We start from the raw sequence: 12,932 nt of genomic DNA, 5'->3' as shown, positions 1-12,932 counted from the left end.
CAGCCAGCGCAGCCTATCTCTCAGCGCGGCGGCATGCAGTAGTCGCGATCGCTTGAACGCCGACGGCGCATCGGCCGTGCCGGGCGCTGGGGTGATAGCGACGCGTGGGCGCAATGCCGCTGCGCATGTGCTCGCTTGATTGCCGAAGCGTCGTCGCACCAAGCCACGCGCGCAACGCAGACGGGTGCGTCTGCGCTGCCGTTACCGGTGTGCAACGAAGACCGCAACGCCGGGCCCGGCGGTCGGTCGTTGCGTACCTTCAGTGCGCTGGTGCTGCCGGACGACGCGCTGCAGCGCGTTCGGCCCGCTGTGTGCGCTTGCGGGCGCGACGCGCCTTCCAGCGTTCGCTCAGGCACGAGAAGATCACATATAGCGCCGGGGTGCTGAGCAGGGTCAGGCTCTGCGAGAACACCAGGCCGCCGATCATTGCGATGCCGAGCGGGCGACGCAGTTCCGAGCCTTCGCCCAGGCCCACCGCCAGCGGCACCGCTGCCAGGATCGCCACCATCGTGGTCATCATGATCGGGCGGAAGCGCACGATCGAGGCCTCGCGTGCGGCCGCCCGCGCATCCATGCCGTGCACGCGCTGCGCCACCAGCGCAAAGTCGATCATCATGATGGCGTTCTTCTTGACGATGCCGATCAGCAGCACCAGCGCAATCATCGAGATCACCGACAGCTCGGTATTGGTGATGAACAACGCCAGCAGCGCGCCGACACCGGCGGCCGGCAGCGTGGACAGGATGGTCACCGGGTGGATCAGGCTCTCGTAGAGCATGCCCAGCACGATGTAGACGGTGAGCACCGCCGCCAGCAACAGGATGCCCATCGAGTTGGGGCTGAGCTGCACGTTGAAGCTGTCGTCGGCGCTGAGGCGGATGCCGTCGGGCATCCGCAAGCCATCCACGGTGGACTTGATGATCAGGTCCGCTTCGCCGGTGCTCACGCCCGGTGCCAGGTTGTAGCTCAGATCCATCGTGGTGTACTGGTTTTCATGGATGATCTGCGGCGGCGCCAGGCCCGGCACCTGGGTGGCGACGGCGGTGATCGGCACCATCAGGCCGGCACGGTTGGGTACGAAGATCTGATCCAGCGCCTTGGGCGTGGCAGTCTGCGACGGCAGTGCGTTGACCACCACGCTGTACTGATTGAGATCGGAGTAGATGGTGGAGATGGAGCGCTGGCCGAACGCGCCATACAGCGCGCCATCGATGGCGCCGACCGAGATGCCCAGGCGCGCGGCCTTGGCGCGGTCGATCACGATGTTCTGGCGCAAGCCGGCGGTATCCACGTCGGTGCCGACATCGCGCAGGCGCGGATTCTTCTTCAGCGCCGCTTGCAGCTTGGGCAGCCATTCCTGCAACTGCGCCAGGTCGTTGCCCTGCAGCGACACGCGGTACTGCGCACCCTGGCTGGTGCCGCCGCCGCCGTCGCTGGGCAGGTCCTGGATCGCGCGCAGGCGCAGGTCCAGATCCGGGTAGCGGTCGGCCTTGGCGCTCAGGCGCGCGACCACTTGCGCGGTGGTATCGCGGCGGCCCTCACTGCGTTTTTTCAGTTCGATATTGAACGAGGCGCTCGACCCCTGCCGGCCGGAGCCAAGACGTGCGCCCACGGTCTTCACCGCCGGGTCGGCCATCAGCATGTCGGTGATGCGGCGCTGGCGGCTGACCATGTCGGCAAACGACACCGTGGCGCTGGAATTGGCGCGGCCCCAGATCAGGCCGGTGTCCTGCGCGGGGAACGAGCCCTTCTTGACCGCGCCGCCCAGGAAGATGGTGGCGGCGATCAGCAGCAACGGCGTCAATGACAGCAGCAGCGCGTGCCGCAGCGAGAAATCCAGCGCCACCGTGTACACCGCGAGCATGCGCTCGTGCATGCGGTCCAGCCAGGCGCCGAAACGGCTAGGTTTTTCCGGCTCGGTGTGCGCGGACAGAAAGCGGCTGCACAGCGCCGGCGTCAGGGTCAGCGACACCAGCATCGACACCACGATCGCCGCCACCAGGGTCACGGTGAACTCGCGGAAGAACGCGCCCATCATGCCGCTGGCAAACAGCATCGGGATGAACACCGCCACCAGCGAGGCAGTGATCGAGACGATGGTGAAGCCGATCTCGCGCGCACCGGTCAGTGCCGCCTCCAGGCGCGGTATGCCTTCGTCCAGGTGCCGCATGACGTTTTCGATCACCACGATCGCATCGTCGACCACGAACCCGATCGCAATGACCAACGCCAGCAGGCTGAGGTTGTTCAAGGTGAAGCCCAGCACATACATCACCAGCGCCGAGCCGGCCAGCGACAGCGGCACGGTGACGGCGGCAATGAGCGTGGGCGCCAGCCGGCGCAAAAACAGCGCCATGGTCAGCACCACCATCGCCAGGCTGATCATCAGCGTGGCCTGCACCTCGTGCAGCGAGGCGCGGATGGTGGGCGTGCGGTCGAAGTAGGGCGTGAGCGTGGTGCCGGGCTGCAGATAGGCGCGCAGCTCGGGGATCTGCGCCTTCACCTGGTCCACGGTTTCCACGATGTTGGCGCCGGCGCGGGTGAAGGCATACATCACCACTGCCGGTTTGCCGTCGAACCATGCGGCTTGATACGCATCCTGCTGGCCGTCGTATACGGTAGCCACATCGCCCAGCCGCACGATGCGTCCGTTGGATTGGGTGGAGATCGCCAGTTGCGCGAAATCGGCGGCCTTGGCCACCGAGTCGTTGGCGATGATGGCCATGGTGGTGTTGCCGTCGGACACGAAACCGGTCGGCGAGGTGACGTTGGCCGCGCCCACTGCATTGCGTAGATCGTCCGGGGTCAGCCCCAGCGCGTTGAGCGCGCGCAGGTCCACGTCCACGCGCACTGCCGGCGTGGAGGCACCGGCGATGTCCACCGAGCTGATGCCGGTGATCTGGCGCAGGCGTTGTGCAAGCAGCGAGTCGGCGACGTTGTAGAGCTCATCGGCCGATTGCGTGTTCGAGGTGAGCGCGATCGCGATCACCGGGTCGTCGTTCGGATTGGCCTTCTGGTACATCGGCGTGCCGAGCCCGGAGGGCAGATCCGATTGCGAGGCGTTGATGGCGGTCTGCACATCCTGCGCGGCCGAATCGATGTTGCGATTGCTCTGAAACACCATGAACACCATGCTGCTGCTCTCCGAACTGGAGGAGCGCATGTGGTCGATCCCGGGCAATTGGCCCAGGTGCCGTTCCAGCGGTGCGGTGACGGTGGAGGCCATGGTGCTGGCATCGGCACCGGACTGCGTGGCGTGCACGAAGATCACCGGGATCTGGATGTTCGGCAACGCCGCCACGCCCAGCCGCAGGTAGCACATCACTCCGATCACGAACAAACCGATCGCCAGCAGCGATGTGCCGATCGGGCGCTTGATGAAGGGCGCGGAGATGTTCATGGCTGTGGTGCCGGGAATCGGGAATCGGGAATCGGGAATCGGTAAAGGCAACAGCCAGCGCGGCCTCCACGCGTGCGTGTGCGCAGGCGATGCCGTGGGCAGGCAGAGCGATCAGCGAAGACGTCAGCAGTCGTCATGCCGATCGCTCCGAGGTGGATCCCGGGGTTGCGCCGTCATGGCGCGCTGCGCGGCGCGCGCGCCAGGCGCGTAGCCGTTCGCCGGCGCGTTCCATGTACAGATAGATCACCGGTGTGGTGTACAGCGTCACCAGCTGCGACAGCAGCAGGCCGCCGACGATCGCGATGCCGAGCGGGCGGCGCAGCTCCGAGCCGATGCCGGTACCCAACGCCAGCGGCAATGCGCCCAGCATGGCGGCGGCGGTGGTCATCATGATCGGACGGAAGCGCAGCAAACAGGCGCGCCGGATCGCATCGTGCGCGTTGGCGCCTTCGCGACGGGCGTCGATGGCGAAGTCGATCATCATGATGGCGTTCTTCTTGACGATGCCGATCAGCAGCACGATGCCGACGATGCCGTCCACCGACAGGCTCAGCCCGCACATCATCAGCGCCAGCAATGCGCCAACGCCGGCCGGCGGCAGCGTGGAGATGATGGTCAGCGGATGGATGTAGCTCTCGTACAGCACGCCCAGCACGATGTAGATCACCACGATCGATGCCAGCAGCAGCCACACGATGTCGGTCTGGCTGCCCGTGAATTCGGCGGCCTTGCCGACGAACTGTGCATGCACCTGGGTCGGGATCTTGAGCGCTTCGCGGGCTTTCTCGATCGCCGCCACCGCCTGCGACAGCGAATGCCCCGGCGCCAGGTTGAACGAGATGGTGACTGCCGGCAGCTGCTGCTGGTGGCTCACCACCAACGGCGTGTTGGTGACCTTGGCTTCGGCCAGCGCGGCCAGCGGAATGATGCTGCCGGCACCGACCACGATGCCGGTGTTCTGCGCGCCCACGCCGGTGGCGGTGGACGAGTTGGACGAGGTCACCTGGCCGAAGCTGGTGGCATTGGTGCCGGTCAGCGCGCCGCTGCCGTTGCTGGCTACCGCCAGCTGGTTCATCAGTGCCGTACTGCTGCGGAATTCCGGCGCCACTTCCAGCACCACGCGATACTGGTTGAGCTCGGTGAAGATGGTGGAGATCTGGCGCTGGCCGAACGCGTCATACAGCGTGTCGTCGATGGTCTGCATCGGCACGCCCAGCATGCTGGCCTTGTCGCGGTCGATGCTCAGCTCCAGCGCACGGCCCTGGTTGGCCAGGTTGTTGTCCACGTCCGCTAGCTCGGGCAGCTTGCGCATCGCCTCGGTCATGCGCGCGGCCCAGGTGGCCAGTTCGTTGCTGTCCACGTCCGAGATCGAATATTGGTATTCGGTCGCGGCCACGCGCGTGTCCAGGGTGACGTCCTGCACCGGCTTGAGGAACAGCGCCACGCCCGGAATGCCGGCCACCGCTTTCTGCAGGCGCGGCAGCACCTCGTCCAGCCCATCGCGGTCGCCGCGCGTCTTCAGCACGATCGACAGCTGGCCCTGGTTGATGGTGGGGTTCATGGTGCCGGCGCCGATAAAGGCCGCCACGCCGGTCACCGCCGGATCTTTCTGCAATGCGGCAGCCACCGCCTGGGTGCGTTGCTCCATCTGCGGGAACGCCACGTTCTGGTCGGCCTGCACCACGCCGGTGATCAGGCCGGTGTCCTGCTCGGGCAGCAGGCCCTTGGGGATCGCCATGTACAGCACCACGGTCAGCGCCACCGCGCCGATCGCCACCGCCAGGGTCAGCGGCTGGTGCGCCAGCACCCAGTCCAGGCTGCGCTCGTAGGCGCCCACGGTGCGCGTCCACAGGTTGGTCTTGCCGGCGGCGGCGGCGCGTTCGTGCGCGTCTTCGCCTTCGGGCAGGGCGTCGGGCTTGAGCAGGTAGGCGCACATCATCGGCGTCAGCGTCAGCGACACCAGCATCGAGATCACTACCGCTATCGACAGCACCCAGGCGAACTCATGGAACAACCGCCCGGTCACGCCCGGCATCAGCAGCAGCGGCAGGAACACCGCCACCAGCGACACGGTCAGCGAAAACACGGTGAAGCCGATCTGCTTGGCGCCGATTTCGGCCGCTTCCGGACCGCTCTTGCCCTGTTCGATGTAGCGCACGATGTTCTCGATCATCACGATCGCATCGTCGACCACGAACCCGGTTGCCACCACCAGCGCCATCAGCGACAGGTTGTCCAGCGACATGCCGGCGAACGCCATCACCCCGAAGGTGCCGGCCAGCGACAACGGCACCGCCACAGAAGGAATGATGGTGGCCCACAGCCGGCGCAGGAACACGAAGATCACCGCCACCACCAGCGCAATCGTCAGCACCAGGGTGAACTTCACTTCGTGCACCGAGGCGCGAATGGTTTCGGTGCGGTCGGAGAACACCTCCAGGTGCACGTCGGCCGGCAACACCGACTGCAGCTGCGGCAGGATGCTGCGGATCTGCTCCACCGTCTGCACGATGTTGGCGCCGGGCTGGCGGCGGATCTCCAGCAGCACCGCCGGCTTGCCGTCGGCCCAGGCGGCCAGCTGGTCGTTTTCCACCCCATCGACCACCTTGGCCACATCCGCCAGCCGCACCGGGCGGCCGTTGCTGTAGCTGATGATGGTCTCGCGGTACTGCGCCGCGTCGGTGAGCTGGTCGTTGGTGCCGATGCTGTAGGACTGGGTCTTGCCGTTGAGCGAGCCCTTGGGCGCGCTGACATTGGTCTGGGTCAGGGCGCTGCGCAGCGACTCCATGGTCAGGCCCATGTTCGACAGCTGCGCCGGGTTGACCTGGATACGCACCGCAGGGCGCACATTGCCGGCGATCGACACCAGGCCCACCCCCGGCACCTGCGACAGGCGCTGGGCCAGGATCGCATCGGCGTAGCGGTTGACCTCGCGCAGCGGCAGCGAGTCGGAGGTGAGCTTGAGGGTGAGGATCGCCGCGTCGGCCGGATTGACCCGGTTGTAGACCGGCTGATACGGCAGCGACGAGGGCAGGGTGGCCTGGCGGATGGCCGCCTGCACGTCCTGCGAGGCGATGTCGATGTCGCGGTCCATCGAGAACTGCAGGATGATCGTGGACAGGCCTGCCGACGAATCGGAGGTCATCATCTGCAACCCGGAGATCTGCCCGAACTGGCGCTCCAGCGGCGTGGTCACCAGCGAGGCCATGGTGGTCGCGTTGGCGCCGGGATACTGGGTGGTCACGACCAGGCTGGGCGCGTCGATTTCCGGCAGCGCCGAGACCGGCAACTGCCGGTAGCCTAGGATGCCCAGCAGCAGGACGCCCGCCATCAACAGCGAGGTGGCAATGGGGCGGCGGATGAAGATGGTCGAAAAGCCCACGGGGGGAATCCTTGCTGAAGACGTCAATCGGTGCCGGCGCGCAGGGCGCCGACGCGCACTGGCAATGGGGTGTCCCGTCACCAGTGGTCAGGCATTAGCGCGGGCCGCCGCCGCGACGGCCGCCGCCGCCGCCCTGCGGCTTGTCTTGCGCCGCCTTGAGTTCGGCTTCGGTTGGCTCGGGCGGGGTCTCGCCCGGCTTGAGTGCGCTGACCTTGCTGCCCGGCTTGAGCCGGAACTGGCCTTCGGTGACCACGCGTTCGCCCGGCTTGAGACCCTTGGTCACCTGCACATGGCTGTCGTCCACTTCCACGCCCTGCAGCACGGTGCGCATCTGCGCGGTGTTGTCGTTGCCGACCACGTAGACGTAATCGCCGTCCGGGCCGCGCTGTACGGCCTGGGTCGGCACCACGGTGCCGCCGGCGATGGTGCGCAGCTGCAGGCGCACATTGACGAACTGGCCCGGCCACAAGGCGTTGTCGGTATTTTCAAAGATCGCACGTGCGCCGAAGGTGCCGCTGTCGGCGGCGATGCGGTTGTCGATCACCTCCAGCTTGCCGTCGCCGCTGATCACGTGCGCATCGCCGCGATCCAGTGCGGCCACGCCCAGCGGCGCTGCCGCCTGGCCGCTGCGCACCGCCTGCAGCTCGCGCTCGGGCAGGTTGAAGGACACGTAGATCGGGCGGATCTGGGTCAGGGTGACGATGGTGGAGGTGGTGCTGACGATATTGCCCACGTCCACACCGCGGATGCCGGCAATGCCGTTGATCGGCGCGGTCACCCGGGTGAACTGCAGTTGCACCTGCGCCGAGCGCATCTGCGCATCGTTGGCGGCCACCGCGGCCTCGTACTGCGCCACCTGGTTGCGCTGGGTGTCCAGATCGGTGCGCGAGACGTACTGCTTGTAGGCCGGGTCGTTGGAGCGCTGGTAGTTCACCCGCGAGGTCGCCAGCAGCGCCTGGTTCTGGCGCTTGGCGGCCAGCGCCTGGTCGTAGCTGGCCTGCAGCGTGCGCGGGTCGATCTGCGCCAGCAGCTCGCCCTTCTTCACCTCCTGGCCTTCCTTGAAATTCAGGCTCATCAGCTGGCCGCCGACCTGCGGGCTGACCGTCACCGTGTTGAGCGCGGTCACCGTGCCCAGCGCGCTGGCATACACCGGCACATCCTGGGTGGTGGCGGCCACGACCGTGACCGGGACCGGGCCGTTGTTTTCGGTGCCGTTGCCGTCAGGCGCGCCGGCCCGCTTGCCCTGACTGCCCCCACCCATCATCCGCATCGCGACAAACACCACGACGAGCACCGCTACGACCAGCAGTGTGATCTTCCAAAAACGCGACATGCGACAACTCCTGAGGACGGGCCGGGCGCTGGGGGCGACCGTGGGGCGGCTTTGCGAAGCATATCGTTGCGACCAGGCAATTGAGCGTTACTGAAGTAACGGCTCCCCGGGCGAAACGACTGCACCGTTCACGGATGCGTGCAGCGGTAACGCCTCAACGCGGACACGGTTGACCGCCTGGCTGAATCGGGCCCCAATGCAGCCCACCGAGCGTGCACCTGCACTACATTAGGCAACCATCTTTAGAGGATTGCCGATGCGCCCCTCCCGCCTGCTGACCAGCGCCTTGCTGCTCGCCCTGCCCACGCTCGCCGCCGCGCAGACCGCGCAACGGCCCGACGTTCAGGCCGCCGCCGCCCCGCTGCAGGCCAAGGTGGTGCAATGGCGCCGCGACTTCCATCAGCACCCGGAGCTGTCCAACCGCGAGGAGCGCACCGCCGCCGCCGTGGCCGCGCAGCTGCGCAAACTCGGCCTCAAACCGCGCACCGGCATCGCCCATCACGGCGTGGTGGCCATCATCAAGGGCGGCAAGCCCGGTCCGAAGATCGCCCTGCGCGCCGATATGGACGCGCTGCCGGTGACCGAACAGACCGGCCTGCCGTTCGCCTCCAAGGCCACCGCCGAGTACCGCGGCGAGCAGGTCGGGGTAATGCATGCCTGCGGCCACGACGCCCACACCGCCATCCTGCTCGGCGTGGCCGAAGCGCTGGTGGGCATGCGCGAACAGCTGCCGGGCGAGGTGATGCTGATCTTCCAGCCCTCCGAAGAGGGCGCGCCGGGCAACGAAGAGGGCGGCGCCTCGCTGATGCTGAAAGAGGGCCTGTTCGCCGACTTCACCCCGCAGGCGGTGTTCGGCCTGCACGTGTTCTCCAGCGTGCAGGCAGGCAAGATCGCGGTGCGCAGCGGCCCGCTGATGGCCGCCTCGGACCGTTTCGCGATCAAGATGATCGGCCGCCAGACCCACGGCTCGGCGCCATGGAACGGCATCGACCCGATCGTGGCCAGCGCCGACATGATCGGCGCCGCGCAAACGGTGATCAGCCGCCGCGCCAACCTGTCCAAGCAGCCGGCGGTGCTCAGCTTCGGTGCGATCAAGGGCGGCATCCGCTACAACATCATCCCCGACGATGTGGAAATGGTCGGCACCATCCGCACCTTCGACGAAGGCATGCGCCAGCAGATCTTTGCCGACCTGAAGAACGTGGCCGAGCACACCGCTGCCGCGCATGGTGCCAAGGTGGACGCGAAGGTGCCCGATCAGGACGGCAACCCGGCCACGGTCAACGACCCGGCCCTGACGGCCAAGATGCTGCCCAGCCTGCAGGCGGTGGTGGGCGCGGACAACGTCTACGAGCCGCCGTTGCAGATGGGCGCGGAAGACTTCTCGTTCTACGCCCAGCAGGTGCCGTCGATGTTCTTCTTCGTTGGCTCCACTGCCAAGGGCATCGACCCGGCCACTGCGCCCAGCAACCACTCGCCGCAGTTCCTGCTGGACGAGTCCTCGCTGGATGTGGGCTTGCGTGTGTTGTTGCAGGTATCGCTGGATTATCTGCAGCAGGGGTGAGTTGGGAAGCGTGGATCGGTTACTTGGCGAACTGCCTTGACCTTGAACTCATTCGTATAGCACCTGCTACTGAGGGCCACCTGTTAGCCATTCCTGATTAGCCCCATCCCTCAGCCGCTAGTTGCAGGATCTGCGACGCAGCGATTGGACAATGACCGCACTTGAAGGCAACGAGGTGGGAGATGGGCATCAGCATCGTGCAGTTTCAGCCGGGCCTGTCGCTGACCGAGTTCATGGATCGCTACGGAACCGAAGCCAAGTGCTACCGGGCGTTGTATCGGTGGCGCTGGCCGAAGGGATTTCGCTGCCCGCAATGCGACGGCCGCGCGCGCTCGCGCGTTCGACGCGATGATCAGGTGTACTACCAGTGCCGGGCGTGCCGGCATCAAACCACCTTGCGTGCTGGCACGCTGTTGCAATCCAGCAAGCTGTCCTTGCGCCTGTGGATGCAGGCGATGACCGAGCGCGAAGAACCGCGAAAACTCAAGGGGTTTGTGCAGATCGACGACGCGTATCTGGCGGTGAACGCAGCGGCGGCAAGCGCGGACGGGGCTCGGAGAACAAGCAGCCGTTCGTGATCGCGGTGCAAGTGGACCACACCCACGAGCATCCGGTCTTTGCGGTGATCGAGCCGGTGAAGGCCTTTGACAACGCCTCGCTGAAGGACTGGATCGCGCGCCGTCTGGAGCCGGAGTGTGAGGTCTATAGCGACGGCCTGGCGTGCTTTCGCCGTCTGGAGGAGGCCGGGCATGCCCACACCACCCTCGATACCGGCGGCGGTCGTGCTGCAACCGACGTCCAGGGAGCACGTTGGTTGAATGCGGTGCTGGGCAATGTCAAACGCGCCATCAGCGGGACATACCATGCGGTGGGCCAGGCCAAGTATGCAAGGCGCTACCTGGCCGAAGCGGGCTATCGCTTCAACCGCCGATCCGACCTGAAACAGATGCTGCCGCGGCTGGCGACGGCGCTGTGCGCTGCACACCTTGCCCAGAGTGCGTTTTGCGAATGGCAAGCAACTTTCATGGCTGAGGGATGGGGCTAATCAGGTAAGTTAATGAATCAAATCTCATCTGCCGGTCGGCATACGTCAGCCCCAGCAGCACCCGCCTCTGATACTGCATTCTCGGACCGTTCGGTCGCGCTTGATCTGTTCTTCGTCCATCACTGCACTCATCGGTGTCTCCTATGAAAGTTAACACCTGATCAGAGTTTCAGTGGGTCATTACATAACTGCCGATACCGGCTCAAGATTTCTCTACGCCTATCCACAGGCAATTTGGGGATTGGCCCATTGGCATCTGAAATTTTCCGGATTAGCATAGCGGCACGCAATATATTCAACCCCGTATTACAAGATGGCTCGAGATAAAAAATTGAAAATAGCTATTGGCATCACCCTTGGAATTTCATTCCTAATTAATTTTCTTCCAGCACAAGCCGCGGTTATTGACGAAGCAACATTTAAATACTACGGAGGTGACCTGGAAAATGTTGGAGAAAGCTTAAAAACTAGCAACGATGAGTTGCGCTCTTTTAGCTATGAAAAGCCATGGCTCGTGGTTGGCGATATTTCCGGATGCACCGCGACGTGGCTTGGAAATTCAGGCGACTGGAGCTATATCCTCACAGCCGCTCATTGCGTTCCCTACAAGGCTGAAGAAACTGCAGTCAACAGGACTTTTAAAGATCTAAATGGAAATATTATAGCCTCAGGCTCGGGTATCGCATACGTACCGCCTCAAAGAATTTCCGTTCCGTCAGGAATGGGCGGGGCGTCTACGGATGTCGCGGTGATAAAGTTACCCGTAGTCGGGCAGATACTAGACGCTAATGAAAGACCGGTCGAACGTCCGATCTTGAATGATTATCTCGACGAAGTGGGTCGCGACGTAATCTTCGTTGGATACGGTTCCTGGGGTGTTGGAACGAAGTCTAACGGTGGATATTGGCCGGAAAAAGGAGCAAGACGGCTCTATTCGCGAAGCCGTATTAACCAGGTATTCGAGAATGAATATGGAATCGGTGCCAAATACGACCCACAGGGACCGTCGGCATACTGGGCAAGAGTGGCTGCGGGCGATAGCGGATCTGCCTGGTGGCAAATTCGCAATGGCAAGCCAGTCATCATCGCAACAACCAATGGCGGTACCTCCACTCTATCCACTGGCGCGCGAATTTCCAAGTATGTCGATTGGATCAAGTCGATTTATCCCGAGGCACGTTTTTTATCGGAAGAACCGCCTCTTGGATGCATTGTCAATGTAGAGACAAGTGAAAAGTTCTGCATGCACCCTGGCGAGGCTCACGCTTATTCGCTACCGGCATGGATCTACAATAAAAAAGTATATGTGGATGCCGCTCCGGGCACCGCAGTGGTACTCTCTGATTGGGACAATCTTTCCTATGCCAGGATAGCACGTTTTGTCGGCACCGTAGAAAATAGTGATCTTCGCAATGTCAAGGCAGACAATGGAAGTTATTTAGACTTCTCTAAACCGAGATCGATGAAGGTTGTTAGCGATACTACGCTGCTTGGGTGTATCGTCAGCTTGACAAGTAGTGAAAAGTACTGTCTGCCTGCTGGCAAAAGGTCGCACTATTCCTTGCCGGATTGGATTTATCACCGCCAAGTATATGTTGATAGCTCTTCCGGGGTCCTAGTGCAACTATCGGATTGGGACAATCTTTCGTATAATAGAATTGCGAGTTTTTCAGGAGTCACCCAGAACTGGGAATTAAAGAGCGTCAAAGCATTTGATAGCAACTATTTGGATTTCTCACAACCTCGCTCCATGCGAGTAATCCAAGATTTGGAAAATTCTTCCAAATAGAAACCTGATTAGCCCCCTCCTCAGCCGGTAGTTGCAGGATCTGCGACGCTGGGGTTGGACAATGGCCCTAGCTGAAGCGAAGGAGGCGGGAGATGGGCATCAACATCGTGCAGTTTCAGCCGGGATTGTCGCTGAGCGAGTTTGTGGATCGCTATTGACAACGCCTCGCTGGAGGACTGGATCGCGCGGCGTCTGGAGCCGGAATGCGAGGTCTACAGCGATGGGCTGGCGTGTTTCCGCCGTCTTGAGGATGCCGGACATGCTCACACCACACTGGACACCGGCGGTGGTCGTGCCGCAACCGAAGTCCAGGGAGTACGTTGGTTGAATGTGGTGCTGGGCAATGTCAAACGCGCCATCAGCGGGACCTACCATGCGGTGGGCCAGGCCAAGTATGCAAGGCGCTACCTGGCCGAAGC

General features: G+C 63.6%; 5 protein-coding genes and 2 pseudogenes (1 of these 7 only partly in view). 4 read left to right on the top strand and 3 right to left on the bottom strand.

Annotation, left to right across the window (positions count from 1 at the left end):
* Positions 1 to 259 precede the first annotated feature (259 nt).
* The 3 genes from XCSCFBP4642_RS0120400 to XCSCFBP4642_RS0120390 all read right to left on the bottom strand — a co-directional run bounded on the left by XCSCFBP4642_RS0120400 (position 260) and on the right by XCSCFBP4642_RS0120390 (position 8,115).
* Positions 260 to 3,400, bottom strand: a complete 3,141-nt coding sequence (locus XCSCFBP4642_RS0120400; protein WP_029221399.1) for an efflux RND transporter permease subunit — start codon at positions 3,398 to 3,400, stop codon at positions 260 to 262.
* Positions 3,401 to 3,533: 133 nt separating this feature from the next.
* Positions 3,534 to 6,782, bottom strand: a complete 3,249-nt coding sequence (locus tag XCSCFBP4642_RS0120395; protein ID WP_029221398.1) for an efflux RND transporter permease subunit — start codon at positions 6,780 to 6,782, stop codon at positions 3,534 to 3,536.
* 94 nt (positions 6,783 to 6,876) lie between these two features.
* On the bottom strand, positions 6,877 to 8,115 hold the full coding sequence (locus tag XCSCFBP4642_RS0120390) for an efflux RND transporter periplasmic adaptor subunit (protein ID WP_029221397.1): 1,239 nt from the start codon (positions 8,113 to 8,115) through the stop codon (positions 6,877 to 6,879).
* Positions 8,116 to 8,371: 256 nt separating this feature from the next.
* Here XCSCFBP4642_RS0120390 and XCSCFBP4642_RS0120385 point away from each other — a divergent pair, with 256 nt between their 5' ends.
* The 4 genes and pseudogenes from XCSCFBP4642_RS0120385 to XCSCFBP4642_RS0120375 all read left to right on the top strand — a co-directional run.
* On the top strand, positions 8,372 to 9,679 hold the full coding sequence (locus XCSCFBP4642_RS0120385) for a M20 family metallopeptidase (RefSeq protein ID WP_029221396.1): 1,308 nt from the start codon (positions 8,372 to 8,374) through the stop codon (positions 9,677 to 9,679).
* Positions 9,680 to 9,861: 182 nt separating this feature from the next.
* Positions 9,862 to 10,711: pseudogene (locus tag XCSCFBP4642_RS25460) on the top strand (IS1595 family transposase).
* Between the two features lie 326 nt (positions 10,712 to 11,037).
* On the top strand, positions 11,038 to 12,513 hold the full coding sequence (locus XCSCFBP4642_RS27715; protein WP_152527314.1) for a trypsin-like serine protease: 1,476 nt from the start codon (positions 11,038 to 11,040) through the stop codon (positions 12,511 to 12,513).
* Positions 12,514 to 12,663: 150 nt separating this feature from the next.
* Positions 12,664 to 12,932, top strand: a pseudogene (locus XCSCFBP4642_RS0120375) (transposase) (its annotated part continues 232 nt past the right edge of the window); the annotation flags it as partial.

The organism is Xanthomonas cassavae CFBP 4642, from assembly GCF_000454545.1.
In the GTDB taxonomy this organism is placed as follows: domain Bacteria; phylum Pseudomonadota; class Gammaproteobacteria; order Xanthomonadales; family Xanthomonadaceae; genus Xanthomonas; species Xanthomonas cassavae.
This window is presented reverse-complemented; position numbering and strand designations above follow the sequence as displayed.